Origin of the sequence: Bradyrhizobium guangzhouense, assembly GCF_004114955.1 — a bacterium.
In the GTDB taxonomy this organism is placed as follows: Bacteria; Pseudomonadota; Alphaproteobacteria; order Rhizobiales; family Xanthobacteraceae; genus Bradyrhizobium; species Bradyrhizobium guangzhouense.
The window spans coordinates 2752206-2772655 of the sequence record NZ_CP030053.1 but is presented as its reverse complement, the minus strand read 5'-3'; the positions used below and the strand labels follow the sequence as shown (position 1 = coordinate 2772655).

Annotated in this window: 20 protein-coding genes; 9 read left to right on the top strand and 11 right to left on the bottom strand. The window is 63.9% G+C overall.

The features are described 5' to 3' along the window. Positions 1-81 precede the first annotated feature (81 nt). Positions 82-840 (top strand): proteasome-type protease, encoded by a 759-nt coding sequence (locus XH91_RS13300; RefSeq protein WP_011088363.1) that lies wholly within the window; start codon positions 82-84, stop codon positions 838-840. Between the two features lie 25 nt (positions 841-865). Further along, positions 866-1624 carry an SDR family oxidoreductase gene (locus tag XH91_RS13295; RefSeq protein WP_128951020.1) on the top strand — a complete coding sequence of 253 codons (759 nt, stop codon included), beginning with the start codon at positions 866-868 and terminating at the stop codon, positions 1622-1624. A gap of 264 nt (positions 1625-1888) precedes the next feature. Here XH91_RS13295 and XH91_RS13285 read toward each other — a convergent pair whose 3' ends face one another. After that, on the bottom strand, positions 1889-3127 hold the full coding sequence (locus tag XH91_RS13285; protein WP_128951019.1) for an MFS transporter: 1239 nt from the start codon (positions 3125-3127) through the stop codon (positions 1889-1891). Positions 3128-3285: 158 nt separating this feature from the next. Between XH91_RS13285 and XH91_RS13280 the strand changes: the two genes are divergently transcribed. Further along, a complete protein-coding gene (locus tag XH91_RS13280; protein ID WP_128951018.1) occupies positions 3286-4536 on the top strand; it encodes a NupC/NupG family nucleoside CNT transporter in 1251 nt (416 codons plus the stop codon). A 101-nt stretch (positions 4537-4637) separates the two neighbouring features. Here XH91_RS13280 and XH91_RS13275 read toward each other — a convergent pair whose 3' ends face one another. Next, the gene (locus tag XH91_RS13275; RefSeq protein ID WP_128954830.1) at positions 4638-5189 is read right to left on the bottom strand and encodes a cupin domain-containing protein; all 552 of its coding nucleotides are present in this window, start codon (positions 5187-5189) and stop codon (positions 4638-4640) included. Between the two features lie 175 nt (positions 5190-5364). Continuing rightward, on the bottom strand, positions 5365-5652 hold the full coding sequence (locus XH91_RS13270; RefSeq protein WP_128951017.1) for an usg protein: 288 nt from the start codon (positions 5650-5652) through the stop codon (positions 5365-5367). Between the two features lie 393 nt (positions 5653-6045). On the opposite strand from XH91_RS13270, the gene groES reads away from it, so the two are divergent. Continuing rightward, positions 6046-6360 carry a co-chaperone GroES gene (gene groES / locus XH91_RS13265; RefSeq protein ID WP_128951016.1) on the top strand — a complete coding sequence of 105 codons (315 nt, stop codon included), beginning with the start codon at positions 6046-6048 and terminating at the stop codon, positions 6358-6360. Between the two features lie 45 nt (positions 6361-6405). Then, the gene (gene groL / locus XH91_RS13260; RefSeq protein WP_128951015.1) at positions 6406-8046 is read left to right on the top strand and encodes a chaperonin GroEL; all 1641 of its coding nucleotides are present in this window, start codon (positions 6406-6408) and stop codon (positions 8044-8046) included. A gap of 248 nt (positions 8047-8294) precedes the next feature. Here the strand turns inward: groL and lepB are convergent, their stop codons facing one another. Together lepB and XH91_RS13250 are read right to left on the bottom strand one after the other, a co-directional pair. Next, positions 8295-9041, bottom strand: coding sequence for a signal peptidase I (lepB, locus tag XH91_RS13255; protein ID WP_128951014.1), 747 nt, complete (start codon positions 9039-9041; stop codon positions 8295-8297). A gap of 128 nt (positions 9042-9169) precedes the next feature. Next, positions 9170-10003 (bottom strand): LysR family transcriptional regulator, encoded by an 834-nt coding sequence (locus XH91_RS13250; protein WP_128951013.1) that lies wholly within the window; start codon positions 10001-10003, stop codon positions 9170-9172. 127 nt (positions 10004-10130) lie between these two features. Between XH91_RS13250 and XH91_RS13245 the strand changes: the two genes are divergently transcribed. Together XH91_RS13245 and XH91_RS13240 are read left to right on the top strand one after the other, a co-directional pair. Then, positions 10131-10724, top strand: a complete 594-nt coding sequence (locus tag XH91_RS13245; protein WP_128951012.1) for a cysteine hydrolase family protein — start codon at positions 10131-10133, stop codon at positions 10722-10724. Positions 10725-10736: 12 nt separating this feature from the next. Next, positions 10737-11375: a glutathione S-transferase N-terminal domain-containing protein gene (locus tag XH91_RS13240; protein WP_128951011.1), complete on the top strand. Its 639-nt coding sequence runs from the start codon at positions 10737-10739 to the stop codon at positions 11373-11375. A gap of 74 nt (positions 11376-11449) precedes the next feature. Here the strand turns inward: XH91_RS13240 and XH91_RS13235 are convergent, their stop codons facing one another. Then, complete coding sequence (locus tag XH91_RS13235; RefSeq protein WP_164938285.1) at positions 11450-12541, bottom strand: DUF2778 domain-containing protein; 1092 nt, start codon at positions 12539-12541, stop codon at positions 11450-11452. Between the two features lie 409 nt (positions 12542-12950). Further along, a complete protein-coding gene (locus XH91_RS13230; protein ID WP_128951009.1) occupies positions 12951-14951 on the bottom strand; it encodes a glycosyltransferase in 2001 nt (666 codons plus the stop codon). Positions 14952-15135: 184 nt separating this feature from the next. Here XH91_RS13230 and XH91_RS13225 point away from each other — a divergent pair, with 184 nt between their 5' ends. Next, the gene (locus XH91_RS13225; RefSeq protein WP_128951008.1) at positions 15136-15876 is read left to right on the top strand and encodes a glycosyltransferase family 25 protein; all 741 of its coding nucleotides are present in this window, start codon (positions 15136-15138) and stop codon (positions 15874-15876) included. A 13-nt stretch (positions 15877-15889) separates the two neighbouring features. On the opposite strand, the gene XH91_RS13220 is transcribed toward XH91_RS13225, so the two are convergent. Beyond that, complete coding sequence (locus tag XH91_RS13220; protein ID WP_128951007.1) at positions 15890-17395, bottom strand: glycosyltransferase family 39 protein; 1506 nt, start codon at positions 17393-17395, stop codon at positions 15890-15892. 18 nt (positions 17396-17413) lie between these two features. Continuing rightward, entirely contained in the window at positions 17414-18541 is a 1128-nt protein-coding gene (locus tag XH91_RS13215) for a glycosyltransferase (protein WP_128951006.1), read from the bottom strand. A gap of 315 nt (positions 18542-18856) precedes the next feature. On the opposite strand from XH91_RS13215, the gene XH91_RS13210 reads away from it, so the two are divergent. Next, the gene (locus tag XH91_RS13210) at positions 18857-19681 is read left to right on the top strand and encodes a hypothetical protein (protein WP_128951005.1); all 825 of its coding nucleotides are present in this window, start codon (positions 18857-18859) and stop codon (positions 19679-19681) included. Between the two features lie 47 nt (positions 19682-19728). Here XH91_RS13210 and XH91_RS39395 read toward each other — a convergent pair whose 3' ends face one another. Together XH91_RS39395 and XH91_RS13200 are read right to left on the bottom strand one after the other, a co-directional pair. Then, complete coding sequence (locus tag XH91_RS39395; protein WP_128951004.1) at positions 19729-19935, bottom strand: hypothetical protein; 207 nt, start codon at positions 19933-19935, stop codon at positions 19729-19731. A gap of 89 nt (positions 19936-20024) precedes the next feature. Continuing rightward, the gene (locus XH91_RS13200; protein WP_128951003.1) at positions 20025-20405 is read right to left on the bottom strand and encodes a hypothetical protein; all 381 of its coding nucleotides are present in this window, start codon (positions 20403-20405) and stop codon (positions 20025-20027) included. Between the last annotated feature and the right edge of the window lie 45 nt (positions 20406-20450).

The window sequence follows — 20450 nt, the reverse complement described above, 5'->3', positions numbered from 1 at the left end:
CAACCTCCCCGGGGAATCGGGGGTTGGAGCGGGCAGCGAAATTGGCTAGTAATTTCGCGCAAACGCGTTCGGGGACTGGAAATGACCTATTGTTGCGGAATCCTGGTTCGGGACGGTCTGGTGATGATCGCCGACACCCGCACCAATGCCGGCCTCGACAATGTGTCGACCTTCCGCAAGCTGCATATCTTCTCCAAGCCCGGCGACCGCATCATGGCGATCGCCAGCGCCGGCAACCTCGCCATCAGCCAATCGGTGCTGTCCACGCTGACCGAGGGGCTGGAGGATCCGAACACGGGCGAGATCGAGACGCTGATGAATGCGCCGACCATGTTCCAGGCCGCCCAGCGCATCGGCCGGGCGATCCGCGCGGTGCATGCGACCGAAGGGCCGGCGCTGAAATCCGAGGACGTCTCCTTCGACGTCTCGTTCCTGTTCGGCGGCCAGATCAAGGGCGCGCGGATGCGCCTGTTCATGGTCTACACCGCCGGCAATTTCATCGAGTGCACCACCGACACGCCCTACCTGCAGATCGGCGAGCACAAATACGGCAAGCCGGTGCTCGACCGCGCCATGCATTACGACGTCGAGCTCTATGAGGCGCTGAAGACCGGTCTGATCTCGATGGATTCGACGATGCGCTCCAATCTCGGCGTCGGCCTGCCGATCGACGTGCTGGTGGTGCGCGCGGACGCCTGCGATGCGGACCTCAACCACCGCATCGAGGCGGGCGAGCCCTACTTCCACGACCTGCGCTCGCGCTGGTCGGCGGCCTTGCGCGCGGCGCACCAGAACATTCCGCGGCCGCCCTACAAGAACGAAAAAGAACCCAAAACCTGACAACTCGAAGAAAAGGCAGGAAACGATGAGTGAAGCAAAAAAGATCGCCCTCGTGACGGGCGCCGGCACCGGAGTCGGACGCGCCGCCGCACTGGCGCTGATGAACACCGGCTTCACCGTGGTGCTCGCAGGCCGCCGCATGGAGATGCTCGAGGAGACCGCCAAGCTCGGCCCCGCGGGCAAGAGCCTGTGCGTCACCGCCGACATGACCAAGCCTGATTCCATCGCCGCGCTGTTCGACAAGGTGAAGGCGACCTATGGTCGGCTCGACGTGCTGTTCAACAATGCCGGCATGGGTGCGCCCGCCGTCAATTTCGAGGACCTCAGCCTCGAGCAGTGGCAGGCGGTGGTGAACACCAACCTCACCGGCCCGTTCCTGTGCACCCAGCACGCCTTCCGCATCATGAAGGACCAGAGCCCGCGCGGCGGCCGCATCATCAACAACGGCTCGATCTCGGCGCATGCGCCGCGGCCGTTCTCGGCGGCCTATACCTCGACCAAGCACGCCATCACCGGCCTGACCAAGGCCAGCAACCTCGACGGCCGCATGTATGACATCGCGGTCGGCCAGGTCGACATCGGCAATGCGGCAACCCCCATGACCGACCGCATGGTCAACGGCCCCGGCGTGCTGCAGCCCGACGGCACCACCAAGCACGAGCCGCGCATGGACGCCAAGGCGGTCGGCGATGCCGTCGCCTACATGGCCGGCCTGCCGCTCGATGCCAACGTGCTGACCATGACGGTGATGGCGACGAAGATGCCGTTCGTCGGCCGGGGCTGAGCTAGAACCGCGAAAACAACCCCATGCACAGTAGACGGCGGGAGCCGCCGGCTGTGAGGGTGACGCAACGCAAGTCCGCGAGCTACCTCAACAATCGTCATTGCAAGCGCAGCTCTCGTGCCCCGGACGCTGCGCAGCGCTTCTTCAGCGGTGCGCTGCAGAGCCGGGGCCCATCTCGCCGCATCGCGCGCTGTGGCATTCTGGGTCCCGGCTCTGCGCAGCGGCACTGCGTGCCGCAGCGCGTCCGGGACACGAGACCTCCGGCTACTCCAAGCTCTCCACCTTCCGCAGGCTGGGAAACAGCTTCATCCAGAGCAGTGCCACCGCGACCGTGCAGACGCCGCCGAGCACGGCGGCGGGCATGGCGCCGAACAGCGCCGCCGTCAGGCCGCTCTCGAACTGGCCGAGCTGGTTGGAGGCGTTGATGAAGAGGAAGTTCACCGCGCCGACGCGGCCGCGCATCTCGTCGGGGGTGGCAAGCTGCACCAGCGAGAAGCGGATCACGACGCTGATCGTGTCGGCGGCCCCCAACACGGCGAGCGACAGCACCGATAGCCACATCCAGGACGACAGCGCGAACACGATCGTGGCGACGCCGAACACGATCACCGCCTGGAACATGCGCAGGCCGACATGCCTGGAGATGGCGTGGCGCGCCAGCACCATGGTCATCAAGAGCGCGCCGGCCGCGGGCGCAGCCCTGAGCACGCCGAGCCCGACCGGGCCGGTCTGGAGAATGTCGCGGGCATAGATCGGCAGCAGCGCGGTGACGCCGCCGAACAGCACCGCGAACAGGTCGAGCGAGATGGTGCCGAGGATCGCCGGATTGCTGCGGATGAAGCGGACGCCGGCAAAAATGTTGTCCGCGTCCGTTCCCTCCCTGGCGACCGCCTGCGGGCGCGGCTGAATGAACCCGGTGAGGATCATCCCGACAATCCAGAACAGCAGCATCACGGCATAGGCCAGATGCGGCGCGATTGCGTAGGCAAAGCCGCCGAGCGCGGGACCTGTGATGGTGGCAACCTGGCCAGCGCCGCTCGCGACCGCCGTGGCGCGCTGAAGCGAGCCCTGCGGCGCGATCAGCGGCAACAGCGCCGCGGTGGTCGGGCTCTCGAAGGCGCCGGCAATGCCGAGCACGAAGGTCGCGAGGAAGATCTGCACCTCGCTGACCGCGCCGAGATAGGTGATGACGGCGAGATAGAGCGCGGTGGCGGCTTCCACGAGCTGGCAGAGCTGGACCACGCGCTTGCGCTCGAAACGGTCGGCGGCATGGCCGGCGACGAACACCAGGAGCGCGGTGGGCGCGAATTGCACCAGCCCGACCATGCCGAGGTCGAAGGCCGAGCCGGTGAGATCATAAATCTGCCAGCCGATCGCCACCGCCGCGATCTGGCTGGAAAAGCGCGACAGGCTGCGGGACAGCAGGAAGAACAGGAAGGCGGGATGGCGAAGAAGCTCACCGGCGGTGACCGGCGGACTGATGGATCGTGGCTGCTCTGGCATCGCCTCTTCGGTCACGCGCGGATGATCGGCCCTTGATATCGACGCGCCGGGGGTGGCTGACCGGGACCGGGATGTCAACAGCGGGACGGCCCGCAACATTCCCGGCATTGCGTTTGCAACGCAGGCGCGGCCATAATGATTGAGGGTTTGGGGTCATCATGCTGCGGCTGCAATCGACACTCGGCGTTTTCGCATTGCTGCTGATCGCCTTCGCGCTCGCGGAGAATCGCCGCGCGGTCTCCCTGCGCCAGGCGCTGATCGGCCTCGTCGTCACCTTCGTCACCGCGATCGTGCTGCTGAAAGTGCCGTTCGTGGCGCATGCCTTCGGCGCCATCAACGACGCGGTCGGCGCCATCTCCGCGGCCTCGCGCGCCGGCTCCTCCTTCGTGTTCGGCTATGTCGGCGGCGGCGCCCTGCCCTTCGAGCTGAAAGTGCCCGGCGCCGATTTCATCCTCGCGTTCCAGGCCCTGCCGATCGTGCTGGTGATGAGCGTGCTGACGACGCTGCTGTTCTATTGGCGCGTGCTGCCGCCAATCGTGCGCGGCATGGCCTGGCTGCTGGAGCGCACGCTGGGCGTCGGCGGCGCGGTCGGGCTCTCGACCGCCGCCAACATCTTCCTCGGCATGGTCGAGGCGCCGCTGTTCGTGCGGCCGTATCTGGCGCAGATGTCGCGCAGCGAATTGTTTCTGGTGATGACCGGCGGCATGGCCGGCATCGCCGGCACCGTGCTGGTGCTCTATGCGACGCTGCTTGCGCCTCTCATTCCCGACGCGGCCGCGCATTTCGTCATCGCCTCCGTGCTGGGCGCGCCGGCCGCGATCCTCGTCAGCCTGATCATGATCCCCGAGACGTCAGACAAGCGTACCGGCGGGTCGCTGGAGGATCCGGAGATGGCAGTCTCCGGCACCATGGACGCGATCGTGAAAGGCACGAGCGCGGGCATCGAGCTGTTGATCAACATCGTCGCGATGCTGCTGGTGCTGGTGGCGCTGGTCTATCTCGCCAATGCGGTGCTCGGGCTGCTGCCTGCGGTCGGCGGCGCCGCGATCTCGCTGCAGCGCCTGCTGGGTCTGATCATGGCGCCGGTCTGCTGGCTGATGGGACTGCCCTGGGACCAGGCGATCACCGCCGGGAGCCTGATGGGCACCAAGACAGTGCTCAACGAGCTCGTCGCCTATGTCGACTTCTCGAAGCTGCCGCCCGATACGCTCGATCCGCGCTCGCGCCTGATCATGCTCTACGCGATGTGCGGCTTCGCCAATTTCGCCAGCCTCGGCATCATGATCGGCGGCCTCGGCGTGATGGCGCCGGAGCGGCGCGAGGAGATCAACGCGCTCGGGCTGAAGTCGATCGTGTCGGGGACGCTGACGACGTGCCTGATGGGCGCGATCGTGGGGGTGTTGACGTAGGTCTCTCTGCCGTCATTGCGAGCGAAGCGAAGCAATCCAGACTGTCTCCGCGGATGCATTGCTGGATTGCTTCGTTTCGCTCGCAATGACGAGGAGAAAGCCTACGCCTTCAACTCCACCGTCTTGAACTCCGCCGGCAAAATCACTTCCAGCAGCTCGACGTCATCAGAATAATCCAAAATCATGTGCTTGATCTTCGGCGGCTGGGTCCAGGCGCTGCCTTCTCTCATCATCGTCTCGCCCTGCCCGTCCATGCAGGTCTTCACCCAGCCCTTGAGCACGTAGACCATCTGGAAGTCGACGTCGTGGAAGTGCAGTTTCGACACCTCGACGGGATCGCAGGGGCCTTGCAGGCGGATGACGTGAGCCTGCGCGAGGCCGTGGCTGGCAGCGGCGATGCCGAGGTCGCGATACTTGGCGTAGGCGCGCAGGCCGTCGGCTTTGAAATCTTCCTCGCGGTGATGGCTGATGGCGATGCGCTGCCTGGGGCGGGCGGGCTTCTTCGTCGCGGCCTTGGTAGGCGTTGCGCGGGCTTTCGACTTCACCGGTTTGCGCGCGGAGGATCGCGCAACGGACTTCGCGGCGCTCCGCTTTTTCACCGCGGTCTGGGCTGCGCTGCGCGATTTTGCTTTCTTGTTGGCTTTCTTGGCCATGGGCCGGCCTCCCTGTTGTTGTGGCGAGAGGCTAGCACGAAATGCGCATTCGTAGGGTGGATTAGCCGAAGGCGTAATCCACCACTTCTCCTCCCACACGTGGAGAGCAAAGAGGTGGATTACGCCGAGTAGATGCGCGTCGCGCATCTACAGGGCTAATCCACCCTACGCATCTTCAATGCAATCGGAACACGCCGTCGATCGCGCGCAGCTCGGCCGGCTTGATCAGCTTGGAGTGCGCCACCGTCACCGAATGCAGCGGGCCATCGAGCTTCTCGGTCCAAAACGCGAGGAAGTCGCTGAGCGCCGGGAATTTCGGAAACATGTCGTAGTTCTGCCAGACATAGGTCTGGAGCAGCGAGGGATGATCCGGCATCCGATAGAGAATTTGCGCCGTCGTCAGCCCGTAGCCCAGCATCTGTTTCCGGAAGTCCTCGGAAACGCCCCCAACCCGCAGTCCCATGCCAACCTCCTTTGCAGGAGCGCATTCAGGGGGCGGCTTTCCGGGTACGCGAGCTACGAGCCACCCGATGGAGATGCGCTCACATGAGAGAAATGTGACGCAAACTGACAATCCATCTCAAGCCCAAAAGTTTAACAAGCTGTTGAAATTCAATGCTTTAGCAGCAGAGCCGGCCCCGTGCTAATACGGCCCCGAGAGGGCACCAGCACGAGATCGGTTAACGATGGTCAAGAGATTTGGCAGACAGGCCTTCAGAGTGCCGATTTTTCTGCTAGAAGCCCTTGCCCCCGCAAATTTCCTGCCCTATTTCAGCTCAGCCTGCTCTGGCACTCGCCGGTGCAGATTGCTAACACGTTGAAATCATCAACTCGTGCAAATGCTTAGGAGAGCTGCATGAAATTCCGTCCGCTTCACGACCGCGTCGTGGTCAAGCGCATCGACGCAGAAGAGAAGACCGCCGGCGGCATCATCATCCCCGACACTGCCAAGGAAAAGCCCTCCCAGGGTGAAGTCGTCGCCGTTGGCCCGGGTGGCCGCGACGAAGCCGGCAAGCTGGTTCCGATCGACCTGAAGGTCGGCGACCGCGTGCTGTTCGGCAAGTGGTCGGGCACCGAAGTCAAGATCGACGGCGAAGACCTGCTGATCATGAAGGAAAGCGACATCATGGGCGTCCTCGACGTCCCCGCTTCCAAGAAGAAGGCGGCCTAAGAGCCCCTCTCTCCCTCCAGTCATACATCTCAAGGAAAAATCCAGATGGCAGCCAAAGAAGTCAAATTCTCGGTTGAAGCGCGCGACAAGATGCTGCGCGGCGTCGACGTTCTCGCCAATGCGGTGAAGGTCACGCTCGGTCCGAAGGGCCGCAACGTCGTGCTCGACAAGTCGTTCGGCGCTCCCCGCATCACCAAGGACGGCGTCACCGTCGCCAAGGAGATCGAGCTCGAGGACAAGTTCGAGAACATGGGCGCGCAGATGGTGCGCGAAGTCGCCTCCAAGTCCGCTGACGCGGCCGGCGACGGCACCACCACCGCCACCGTGCTCGCCCAGGCGATCGTGAAGGAAGGCGCCAAGTCGGTTGCCGCCGGCATGAACCCGATGGACCTCAAGCGCGGTATCGACCTCGCGGTCGAGGCCGTGGTTGCGGACCTGCAGAAGAACTCCAAGAAGGTCACCTCGAACGACGAGATCGCCCAGGTCGGCACCATCTCGGCGAACGGCGACCAGGAGATCGGCAAGTTCCTCTCCGACGCCATGAAGAAGGTCGGCAACGAGGGTGTCATCACCGTCGAGGAAGCCAAGTCGCTCGAGACCGAGCTCGACGTCGTCGAGGGCATGCAGTTCGACCGCGGCTACATCTCGCCCTACTTCGTTACCAACGCCGACAAGATGCGCGTTGAGATGGACGACGCCTACATCCTCATCAACGAGAAGAAGCTCTCCTCGCTGAACGAGCTGCTGCCGCTGCTCGAGGCCGTCGTTCAGACCGGCAAGCCGCTCGTGATCGTTGCTGAAGACGTCGAAGGCGAGGCGCTCGCGACCCTGGTCGTGAACCGTCTGCGCGGCGGCCTGAAGGTCGCGGCCGTCAAGGCTCCGGGCTTCGGCGATCGCCGCAAGGCCATGCTGCAGGACATCGCGATCCTGACCGGCGGCCAGGCGATCTCGGAAGATCTCGGCATCAAGCTCGAGAACGTCACGCTCAACATGCTCGGTCGCGCCAAGAAGGTGATGATCGACAAGGAGAACACCACGATCGTCAACGGCGCCGGCAAGAAGGCCGACATCGAGGCGCGCGTGGCCCAGATCAAGGCGCAGATCGAGGAGACCACCTCGGACTACGACCGTGAGAAGCTCCAGGAGCGTCTCGCCAAGCTCGCTGGCGGCGTCGCGGTGATCCGCGTCGGCGGTGCGACCGAGGTCGAGGTGAAGGAGCGCAAGGATCGCGTTGATGACGCGATGCATGCGACCCGCGCGGCTGTCGAGGAAGGCATCGTCCCGGGCGGCGGCGTCGCCCTGCTCCGTGCTTCCGAGCAGCTCAAGGGCCTGCGCACCAAGAACGACGACCAGAAGACCGGCGTCGAGATCGTGCGCAAGGCGCTGTCGGCCCCCGCTCGCCAGATCGCGATCAACGCCGGTGAAGACGGCTCGGTGATCGTCGGCAAGATCCTGGAGAACAAGGCCTACGCTTACGGCTTCGACTCCCAGACCGGCGAATATGCCGACCTCGTCAAGAAGGGCATCATCGACCCGACCAAGGTGGTCCGGACCGCGATCCAGAACGCAGCCTCGGTTGCGGCCCTGCTGATCACCACGGAAGCCATGGTCGCCGAGCTGCCCAAGAAGGGCGGCGCCGGCCCCGCAATGCCCCCGGGCGGCGGCATGGGCGGCATGGACTTCTAAGGCGACGAAGTCGTCCCGGACGCGGCGCAACGCGAAGCGGTGCACCGCAGATCCGGGATCTCGCTCCACAACTACGAAACCCCGGCAGCGATGCCGGGGTTTTTGTTTTGGGGGCGATTCTCCCCTCGTCATTCCGGGCGCGCCTCTTGGCGCGAGCCCGGAATCCATCGTGCAGCGTTACGTGCAAATGAATGGATTCCGGGCTCGGCGCTGCGCGCCGCCCCGGAATGACGAGGGGAGAAATCGCCCTATTCCACCTTCCCAAGCCGCTCGGCACGCAGCTCTCCGTCGGAATCGAGCGACCAGAAGATCCGGGTCACCTTGCCGATGAGATTGTCCATCGGGACGAAGCCCATCACCGACTTGAAGCGGCTGTCGGTGGAATTGTCTCTGTTGTCGCCGAGTGCGAAGAAGTGGCCCGGCGGCACGGTGTAGACCTCGGTGTTGTCGGCGTAGCCGTTGTCGACGCAGTCGTAGGTGATGTAGCTCGCACCGTTCGGCATCGTCTCGCGCCAGCGCTTGACCCTGGTCCCGCTCCCGCCGCCGCAGGCAGAGCCCGCCGACACTTCCTTCAGTGCGATTCGCGCGACCTGGATGTCGTTGAGGAGGAGTTGCCCCTGCCGCATCTGGATGCGATCGCCGGGCAAACCGACCACGCGTTTGACATAGTCGATCTCATCGTCCTTCGGCGACCGGAAGACGACAATGTCGCCATAGGCGGGATCGGCGGCACCGAGGCGGCCCGAGATAAAGGACGGCGCGAAGGGAAGCGAGTAGCGGCCATAGCCATAGGCATACTTCGCGGCAAAGACGTAGTCGCCGACCACCAGCGTCGGCATCATCGAGCCGGACGGGATGTTGAACGGCTGATACAGCACGTAGCGAAACAGCAGGAGCGGCGACCACAGCACGGGCACGAGCAGGATCAGGATGACGATCGCCTTCCATTCGCTGGATCTGGCCTTCGGCCGGATGCTGTCCGGAAGCGTGGTCATCGCCGTCATCCGCCCGAGATCGTCGTCGCCGCAGCATTGCGCACCAGATATGCGCGCGCAATCCCGGGCCCGTTGTGACTTGGTCGTCCGGGCGCCGGGCCGCGTTCAAGGCCGCCGCTAGCCGGCAATCAACTCTGCGCCAGATCCCGGACGCAGTGGCGGATCCAGTCGATCGTCACGCGGGTTGCAGCGTCGCGCTTGAGGTGGTTTTGCACCAGCAGCCAGGCATCGCGGCGTTTCGGCAGCAGGCTGGCGCGCAGGCGGCGATCGCCGAGCAGGTCCGCGCAAACATATTCCGGCAACACGCCGGCGGCCCGATGCGCGCGGATCAGATTGCGGATGACGCGGACGTTGTCGGTGACGCAGCGCGTGCGCGCCTTCTTGGTGCGCAGGAATTGCATCTCGGGAATGGCACCGAGCTCGTCCGGATAAGCGCACAGCATCGGCTCGCCCTCGGTCGTCACGGGCTCAAAGTAATAGAGCTTGATGTCGCCGAGCCTGGAGATCGCAAAGTCACCCTTGTCGGGCTTGCGCAGACGAATGGCGAGATCGGCCTCCCAGCGCGAGAACTTGACGTTCTCGCTCGAGGTCAGGAATTGCAGCGTCAAGCCCGGATTGGCGCGCAGGAAGTCGCTCGCGCGTGGCGACAACACCGCCTCGGCGACGGTGTTGGTGGAGGCGATGCGCAGGCGCCCGACCGGGCCTTCCAGGCTCGCACCGAGGCGGCCGATCTCGGAGGCATGCGCGGCCATCGCCTCGACATGCGCCAGCACCGCCTCGCAACTTCGCGTCGGCCTGCGCACGCCGTCGGCGGCCTCGAACAGGCGCAGGCCGAGCGCACGCTCGATGCGCGAGAGCCTGCGCCCGACCGTGGTCTCGTCGATGCGCAGCCGCGCGCTGGCGCCGGCATAGGTGCCCTCGTCCCTGACCGCGGCGATGATGCGCAAATCGTCCCAGTTCATGGGCTTAAGCTATATCGGCGGCGAGGGACCTGCAATATCGCAGCCACTGGCTGCAATATCCCTGCATATCGGCAGGGCGCTCCGGCGCTATGCTGGCCCAGCCTTTCGCCCCGGAGATTGCCTGACCATGACGACCGCAAAGACCCTGCTCCAGCTTGCCGGTGCCGATCTCAACCCGCCGCGTCTTGGCGAGGCCGCGCTGGTGCTGATCGACATCCAGAACGAATATCTCGCAGGTCCCCTCGCCTTGCCCGACGCGCGCCCCGCGATCGCGCGGGCGACCGCGCTGCTGGCGCGGGCGCGCGAGGCCGGCGCTCCGATCATCCACATCGCCCATCGCGGCAAGCCTGGCAGCCTGTTCGATCGCAGCGCCGAGCGCGGTGCCATCGTCGCCGAACTCACCCCGCGCGCCGGCGAGCTCGTGATCGAGAAGGAGTTGCCGAACGCGTTTGCCGGCACCGATCTCAAGGCGCGTCTCGATGCGACCGACAGGAAGAACATCGTGCTGGCCGGCTTCATGACGCATATGTGCGTCAGCTCCACGGCGCGGGCGGCGCTCGACCTCGGCTTTCGCACCACGGTCGATGCCGAAGCCTGCGCCACGCGCGACCTGCCCGACGGACGCGGCGGCACGCTGGATGCCCGCACCATCCACGAGGTCGCGCTCGCCGAACTGTCCGACCGCTTCGCGATCATCGCGCGCGGCGATGCACTGACGTAACGGAGCAAGACGATGCTGCAGCTCTATTTCTCACCGATGGCCTGCTCGCTCGCGAGCCGAATCGCGCTGATGGAAGCAGGTCTTGATGCGCGCTATCATCAGGTGCATCTCGCGACCAAGACGGTCGCGGACGGCGACGGCGATTTTCGCGACATCTCCTCGAAGGGCGCCGTGCCGGTGCTGGTGCTGGAAAACGGCGAGCGGCTGACCGAGAGCGCGGCGGTGCTGCAATACATCGCCGACCTGAGGCCCGAGCGCGGCCTTGCGCCGCGACCGGGAGACATCGATCGCTATCGCCTGCAGGAATGGCTGAGCTTCATCGGCGCCGAGATCCACAAGGCGTTCCTGTTTCCGACCTTCTGGTACAAGGACGACGGCTCGCTGGCCAAGCCGCGCGCGCGGATCACGCAGACGCTGTCGGTGCCATCAGCCCATCTGGCGGACCGCGAATTCCTCGTCGGTCAACGCTTCACCGTCGCGGATGCCCATCTCGCCTGGGCCTTGCTGCTGCTTCGTCCCGCAGGCGTCGACATCGCGCAATGGCCCCCGCTCGCTGGATATCTCGAACGCATGCAGGTGCGGCCCGTGGTGCGAGAGGCGATCGCCACCGAGATGGCCCTGCGCAAGGCCATCCCGGCCAACGCGGCGTAGCGGTTCACTCTGGAAGCAGAAAATGAAAAGGGCCGCAGCGAGCGGCCCTTTTGCATGATCTCGAATTGAACGGTCTACTGGACCCGCGCCAGCACCGCGAGCTTGCGGATGCCCTTGTTGCGGTAGGCGTCGAGGAACGCGTAATAGTCCTTGAACGACACGCAGCCGTTGGAATCGCCGTTCGGCCCGAGCATGAAGGTGTGGGCGAGCAGGCCGTCGCGGCCGTAGATCGCGCTCTCGCCGCCGATCGGGGTCAGGCGCAGCGCAGGCACGCCGTGGAACAGCGCCTCGCGCGGCTTCAGATTGTAGATGTGCGGCGGGGTGACGCCGCGCATGCGCACGCGCTGCGAGCGCGGATCGTCCAGATTGTCGCCGAGGCCGGAATGCGCCTCGAGCCTGGTGCCGTCGGGCAGATAAACCGTCTTGGCGGTGATGTCGTAGACCGCGGTGTCGCGGTCGTAGGGCGGCGCGCCGCCGAACATCGGGTTCTGCTCCTTCGGCGCGATCGCCGAGGTCACGCTGGCATCGGCCGAGGCATAAGCGAGCAAGCCGCCGGAGGGCTCACGCTTGCCCCAGAGCTTTTCCACCATCGACTGGCGCGGGCCGGTGATCGACATCACCGCGGCCTTGGCACGGTCGGCGAAGGATTTCGGCCTGGCTGCCGGTGCCGGCACGATCTCGGCCGGATCGGCCGAGGCGAGCTGCACATGCGCGTCAGTGCCGCGCTTGCCCTTAGCCACATCCGCGACCTTGTCGGCGACCCTCTCAGCCACCTTGACCGGGTTGAGCGGCTTCAGCGCTTCGGCGACCTTCGCGACGACGGTCGGCTTCGGAGCAGCTTCGGCGACCTGCGTCGCAGGCGCAGCGCTCGCTGCGTTCGACTCCACACCTTGGGTCGCCGCCGCGGCAAAACGCTCGTTGAACTGTTCGCGCGAGATCGGTGCAGCCACCTGCAGCCGGTCCGGCAGCAGCGCAAAGGTTTCCCGGATAGCCGCGCCCGCCTCACGCAGCGCGACCTTGGGCGCGCGCTTGACCACGGGCTCGTCGTAACCGGAGCTGCCGACGGTCGGATAGACGCTGGCGGCGAAGATGTTGTTGTAGACGGTCCAGCCGGCAAGCAAGACGCAGCCGGCCACGGCGGCGCCAAGCACGTTTTGGGTGGTCATTTTCCGGGAAGACTTCCGAGAATTGTTTGGCTTCCGTGCCGCGTAACTCTGCGCAGCGATACTCGTACTCATTCGCCTTGCGTCCAGGACGGTGTCACTCAGTCCCCCTTCGAAGTGCCGCTGGTCACGTTCCGGAACCAGCATCTCGCAGAGGGTCGGAGCGTCATTAAGGCGACTTTTAGTTAAATGCAGATTAAGTTCGGGCAGTTGTAGGGCAACTCGTTAACGCTGTGCCATTTCGAGAAAAAAACCCGCAGAACTACGGACTTAGGCGAGGATGTTAACCATAATTCTCGGCCGGTTCAGCACGCACAGAGGGCATCGCCGACGTCACCTTTGGACCCACCAACCAAGTCATTTTCGTGGTCATCAATGCCGGGACGATAACGGGCCGAGATGATCGAGTGAGCTATTGCGCCTTGCGCCTGAGCACGCCGAGGCCGCGGAGCAAGCCGCGCGACATCAGTTCGCGGAAACTGTCGTTGATCAGGATCTCGTCGATCTCGTCCGAGATCAACCTCGCCTCGTCCCCGGTGATGACGTTGGAGGTGAAAGCGCTGCCCGCTTTCATCGCGTTGAGCACATCCTTCATCAATGGCGCACCGCCAGACGGGATCTCCGGCGGCTGCCAATCCAGATCCTCGATCACGAACAGGCCGCCCGGCTTCAGCGCCGGAAACAGTACGCCGAGCGTCAGGTGCTGATGCACGGACGCGTGCGAGCCGTCATCGATGATGATGTCCAGCGGCGTCTCCTCGCGCGCGAGCTGTTCCAGCATGCTGCGGTCACCCTGATCGACACGATGAATCCTGACGCGTGGATGTGAGAACCAGCTGAAATCCTCGATGTCGACGCCGATGACTTCGGCATTCGGAAAGTAGTCCAGCCACATCTGCAACGACGGCACCTGATCCTGGGCCCAGCCTTCGACGCGGCCGCGGCACAGGCCGATTTCCAGGATGCGGACAGGCTCGAGCGCCTTCGATCGGAACAGCTCGTGATAGACGCGCGTGTAGTGATGGGCGATGTGGCCCTTGTAGACCGCGCCCTTGTCGGAATCGTACTTCGCCGCGAGCTGCGTCAGCCAGTTCGGCTCGAGCACCAGCTTCTTGAGATACCCCGCCACGCTCTGCTCGGGGACGGCATCGAAGCGCAAGCCGCGCTCCGCCCACATCTTGCCCCAGAGATGGACACCGGTCACGCGCGCATCGCTCAGCAGCTCGAATCCGGCGCGGCTCTCGGTTGCGAACATCTCCACTTCACGCCAATCGATCGCGTTGAAGGTCGTCGGCGGCAGGATCGATGCCTGAAGGTCCTCATCGCCCGCCACGAGCAGATATTCGCTCAGCAGCAGCGGCCCCACCGCGCCATATTCGACGCGCTTCTCGCTGAACATCCGCTGCAGCGACAGCGCATAGAGATTGGCCATGTGAACCGAGCCCTTGGGCGCGCGCATCACGTCGCCGACGCAAACATGCCCCTGCTCCACGCCGGACCATTGCGCCGAGAACACATGCTCCCTGCCGAAATCCAGCGGCTTCACCAGAACGATGTCCGTATCGAGCCACCAGCCGCCGAACTCGTGAAGAACGGCATAGCGGAAGATGTCGCTGAAATAGCGGATCTCGCTGTTCAAAACGGCATGCTGGTAGATCGCGGCCGGCACGAGGCTTCCGGCATCGATCACCATGACTCCTGAGGGCACGCGCGCCTGCATCGCGGCGACGTTGTCATACGTATGGAGCTTGACCGGATGGCCCTGGCGGACCATCGACTGCAGCGACAGACGCGACATCTCGCTGAGCGGCGCGTTCGACCAGAAGCAGTGAATCGGATCGCGCGCCGCGTCCGATTTCGCGCGGGTTCGGAGATGCGGATTGAACTCCGTCGTCAGCGCGTTCCAGCCGTTGCGCGGAGCAGAACGGCACTCGGCAAGGAACGGCAGTTTCTGATAGGCCCGCGCGATCAGGAAGCAGAGGCTCGCCTGGTTGGCCTGCCCCACCCTGTTCAAGGCATTGCCGAAATTCTCCCAGATCGAGGGGTCAACAGGGTCGAGCGCCACCGCGCGCTGAAACGCCTCGAACGCCTGCGCCTGGAGCCCCTTGCCGAGCAGCGCCGTCCCGAACGTTGCGAGATAGGTCGCCTTCATCTCGTTCGTGAGAGCACGGCCGGCCCAGGTGATGGCGGCATCGTAGTCGCCGTTGAGCAGCGAGACGCCGGCCATCAGATGAAGCAGTCCGGCATGGTTTGCGTCCGAGGCCAGGCCCTCCCGGCAACGGGCTTCGGCCTGCTCGAGCTCGCCTGACTTCAGATGTCGCAGGCAGATCTGGTAAACTTCTTCCCGCGTCGGCGAGGACGGCTCTATCGAAGTCTCGTTAGCCCTTGCGAGAGTGCCGTCGTGATAATTCATCGGAGACCTTCCGGATCAGGAGAGCGGGCAGCAACCCGCAGGTTACCGCTTCTCAACTATCCGCTGGAGCTTGCTTGAAGCTGGACACCGCGGCGCGCGGACCGCGCCCGCGCGTGGCGAATCGAAAGTGCCGTTGATATGGCTGCGATCGGCAGCGTTGCCTGGTCTCTGAAACGGCCCTTGCATGAAGAACTTTGTCGTCAACCTCAACCGTCAGCCGCAGAAGTACGACGCCTTCCTGAGACTGAATGCCGGCACGCGGATCGCCTTCGAGCGATTTGAGGCGTCCGATGGTGCATCGCTGTCGCCCGAGGATGCGCTTCGCATGAACCTGGTCGTTTCAGGCGCGCAGTTCACGCCCGGGGCTGTCGGATGCGCAGCCTCGCATTTCCGGATCTGGCAGCAGACGGCGCAATCCGAAGTGCCGGCGCTGGTGTTCGAGGACGATGCGATCATCCGCAACGACGTCACCGAGCGCCTGGATGTCCTTCACCGTCTGAAGAACTGGGATTATGTCGCGCTCGGCTTCAACACCGACTCCGTGCTCGAGCTTGAGCTGGCGCCCGGCTTCAAGTCCGAGATGATGTTCTCACCCAGGCAGCCCAGCGACGAAAGCGCTACGATTTTCCAGGGATCAACCGCGGAAGTCGCTGCGTTGCGGCTCATCCATTGCTTCGGCACCGCGGGTTATGTGGTCTCGCCGCGCGGCGCGAAGAAACTGCTGGAGCTCTGTTTCCCGATGGAGAACCGGTTCCTGAAGATTCCCGCGCTCAATCGCACGGTCCCGGTCCTCGGGGTCGATGGCATGATGAACTTCATCTACCATTCGATCGACGCGTTCGCCTGCCTCAGCCCGCTGGTGATTCCGAAAAACAACAACGCCGTCTCGACGACCGTTCCAACCGGCGAAATCCCGCGCTGGTGAGCCGCGGCCGGGTTCAGGGCTGGAGTTCAGGCGGCGGCGAGCGATCCAGCACGTCGCCCTTGGCTCCCTCGAGCAGATCGACGCCGTAGGTCTCGACCACGAGGGGCCCGCGCTTGCGCTGCAGCTCGGCGACACGCGTCACGCGCGTGAAGAGGTCGTTGAGGAAGGGATGGCCGTCGGGCCTGATCTCGTCGACATAGAGCAGCTTGCCCGCGAGCAGCTTCGGATCTGGCTCGGGCATGTTGACCCAGCGGATGCGCTGGTTCTGCTGCAGCACGCATGTCCCGCGCGGCAGATAGAAGGCGAGCCAGCCCGTGGTGCCGTAGTCAGGCGTGAGCACACAGGTTGCACCGTTGCGCACGCGTTCGGCTTCGATATTGGCAGCGAGCTCGCGCCAGCCGACGCCGACACTGCGCACGGTCGCGTCGCGGCGATAGCCTGAAAGCCAGCCGGTATTGGCCTGCAGGATCAGCGCGGCAAATATCACGATGCCTGACGGCGCGGCCCAGCGCAGGCAGAAATCCACCAGGCGGCGCGCCCGCGGCTGCCATTGCGCAAGGTTGGCGGCGGCCGCGGCGGCGACAATGAAGGGCGGATAAACCGGCGCGAACCAGTTGGCCTCGACGCGCGCATGCAGCGAATGCCAGACGAAATAGACGACGATGGTCCAGAACATGGTCTCGATCAGCACGCGCGAGGCCAGCGCACCGGCGCGGCGCCAGGTCAGCGCATGCAGGCCCATCGCACCGAGGATGAAAACCAGCGGCGTCGCGAAGGCGATCTGGGTCGGGATCAGCTCGGCAATGAAGACCGGGCGGAAATCCTCGATTCTGGCGCGCCCGAGCTGCTTGACGAACGAGACCCAATGATGATCCGCATTCCACAGGATCACGGGCGAGAACAGCGCCAGCGCGACGAGGCCGCCGAGATAGGGCCAGGGCGAGAGGAACCAGCGCCGCAGTTTTGGCACCGCCGCGAGCCAGATCAGGATCGCAGCGCCAAAGAACATCGCTGTGTATTTCGACAGCAGTGCCGCGCCGACGGCCGCGCCAACGGCGAGCCACCAGGCGCCGCGCCCGGTCTCCAGCACTTTTGCGAGGAAGAACAGCACGAAGCTCGAGGCAACCAGCAGCGGCGCATCCGGCGTGACGATCAGCGTGCCGACCGAAACCATCATCGTGACGTTGAGCAGGATGGCGCTGGTCGCGGCGACGCGCGCGCCGCCGAACAGGATCGCGGCCGTGCGATAGATCGCAAAGGTCATGGGCAACGCGAGCAGGATCGAGACCAGGCGGACGCCGAGCTCGGTGTCGCCGGCGAGCATCGTGCCGGCGCGGATGACGTAAGCCACCATCGGCGGATGGTCGTAATAGCCTCCGGCGAGACTTTTCGACCACATCCAGTAATAGGCTTCGTCGAAGGTGATCGGGGTGAAGGCGGCCGCGACCAGCCGCAAGGCAACCAGCGCCAGGATCACCAGCGCCGTGTTGCGGACGATCCGCGCGTCAGCCCCGCCCATAGCTGAATCCTTGACGCGCTATTTCTTGCGCCAGACGAACAGTCCGGACATCGCGTAATTCCACACCACGCCCATCAGTGCCCCGGCCATGCCGGCCAGCCACCAGATCGGCTCCTGATCGTAGACCGAGAAGGCGACGCCGACATTGGCGAGCAAGCCGACGCTGCAGACGATGTAGAACATGATCAGGCCGCGCAGGATGGCAAAGCCCTTCAACCGCTGATCGCGATAGGTGAGGAAGTTGTTCATGACGAAGTTGGTGGTCATGGCGACGATGGCGCCTGCGGCCTGCGCTTCCGCGAACGGCACCTTGATCAGCTGAAGTGCGATGAACAGCGTGGTGAGATGCACCACCAGGCCGATGCCGCCGACCATCGCGAACAGGATGAAGCGCAGCGAGACGATGTCGTTGGTCAGCTTCGCCAGCACGAGGCCGAGGAAGTCGAGCGCGACCATGGAATCGAGCTTGCTCTCGCCGTGCTGGCGGGCGCCGAACGTGTAGGGAATTTCGACGGCGCGCAAGCTTCCATGCGCGGTTGCAACGAGATCGAGCAGGATCTTGAAGCCGTGCACCGAGAGTTTCGGCGCCAATTGCTCGAACCGGTCGCGGCGGACCATGAAGAAGCCGCTCATGGGATCGGCGATCTCGACCCTGAGCATCTTCCTGGCGACCTCGGTCGCCAGCGCGCTGGCGCCGGCGCGTTGCTTGTTGAAGCCTTCGCTCTTGTAGCCCTCGATGTAGCGGCTGCCGACGACGAGGTCGGCCTTGTCGCTGGCGAGCAGCAGCAGCATTTTCGGCAGCTGCGTTTCGTCGTGCTGGAGATCGGCGTCGATCACGGCCGCATAAGGCGCGCTCGACGCCAGGATGCCCTCGATGCAGGCGCCCGAGAGGCCACGGCGGCCGATGCGGCGAATGCAGCGCACGCGGCCGTCCTTCTGCGCCAGCTCGCGCACCACGTCCCAGGTCCCGTCAGGCGAATTGTCGTCGACGAACACGACCTCCCAGGCGACGTTAACGAGCGTCGCCTCCAGGCGTCGGTACAGCACGGTGACGTTATCGCGCTCGTTGAAGGTCGGGACGATGACCGACAGTTCCGGCCCTTCCTGGGCCTGGCTGTGGGCGTCCGGTCTGATCGCTTCGTTCATGACGGCAGCGTATATCCGTCGCGTGCTGCGCTGCCAAGTTCTTGAGCCAATAGGCCGGGGTTTCCAGCGGGGAGCGGCCCAAAAGGGGCCCTAAAATGCCAACGACCCCGGAACGGCGGACAGCGCGTACATCCGGCGCAGGCCCAAGCTATTCCAAGGTCGTCCCAACGCCGGAGCTTTTGGCTCAACGACGCCGTTGGAGGCTAGATGGGAATGACCGAGCCAGTTTGCAAGGAGCAAATTGGATATTGATGGCAGAAATATACAACTATAAGATGCCAAAATTGCATAAAATTTCGTTTCCAGGTGGTTTCGATGACAGACATTCTCAAAAGTGTGCTGGGCCTTGTGGAGGCTCGGAGCGCAAAATTGGCCCTCTCTGCCTTAATTATCTCGACGCTTCTTGTCGCCGGCGCTCTGGCTATCGTCTCGGTAAACTACGACAACGGGTGGAAGTTTGAGGTTCCCCCAACCTTTAAGCTAGCGTTTGTTGTGGCATATTTCGTCATCTTCGTCGCGAGCTGGTTCATCCTGTATCTCTTGAATTCGAAGGACGCGGCTGACGTCTATAGCGAGGTGCGGGAGTTGCTCAAGGGTGGCTGGCTGGTCAGTTACCGAGCCAACATCGGACCTGTTTCACAGGTCGTCACTGTCCCGGAGCGGCAAACTCAATGTCAGATCGTTATTAATCCAGACAACATGAAACTTGAGTTGGCTTTCAAGCTCAAGAATAATCCCCTTTTTAGGGACGACGAAAAGCAGCAGATTCGTGACGTGGGCTTCCGGTACAACGAGGACGGCGGCTACACGATGTTTTACTACTTCACGGGTCAGCGAACCATAAACTCCGATATCGCAGAATCACTCGTGACGGACGGCAGCACGGACGAAATTCCTATTGAAATATTTGGACGCGTTACTTTCGCCAAACCAAGTCGTGGCCAACTGGTCAACGAGATGGCGGGCCGATGGTATGATTTGAACGGCAACATATGTCGTCTGTTTGCGTTGCTCGACATGAAAAAGGTCGCCGAGATCAAACAAGAACCGTTTGAGCGCGTGCGACTGCTCGACGTTCCCATACACAAAAAATACTTCGACGCCGATATGGGTGAAGTTACGTTTTCGCGCAGCACTTAACGATCTCGCTTCCGCAACCGGGTGTCGAGGCGAGTATATCGAGCCCATTATTGATTCGGGACTTCCCGGATTACCGGGCCCCGCGGCGCGGGGGCCACAGGAGCCGCGGGCGCCATGGCGGCGGGCGCCGGCTCGACCTTGGCCGGCTTCGGGGGCTTACCGTATTGGCCGATCGGCCCGAAGACCACGGCGACCGCCAGCACGACCGCGGCGACGATCGCACCAAAAATGCCACCTACCGACTCAGACGACATACCAACCCGTCCCCGCTCCAGATGAGCCCTGTCTTATCACGGATGAACCCGCGGTCGGAAGGGCTGCCGGGTCGCAACAGGTCATGACCCTATTTCATTGGCGGCCGGTGCTTGACGTAGGCGGTCACGATGTCCTTCTGCGCGGACTCCACCGCCCTGTTCGCGGTCGCGAGATGGGCGCCGGAATCGATGTCAGGATATTGCGCGGTGAGATAGTCGAGCAACGCCACCCGGTAATATTGCCGCTCCGATGGGCAGGCGCCGGCGACCGAGCGGCCGAACTCCTGCTCCGACAGGCCCTGATTGGTGTCGCGCGAATACTCCCGAGCCAGGCAATGCCAGTAATCGTCGCGGCCCTGCATGGCGAGCTTCTGCGCGCCCTTGGTCTCATCATCATCCGCCCTTGCAGCAGACGTCATGGCAGCAGATGTCATCATGACGAGCACCGCTCCCAGCATCAGCATCCGCATCTTGTTCTCCTTTTTGCGCAGATCGCGCCGCAAGCTTAGACGGGA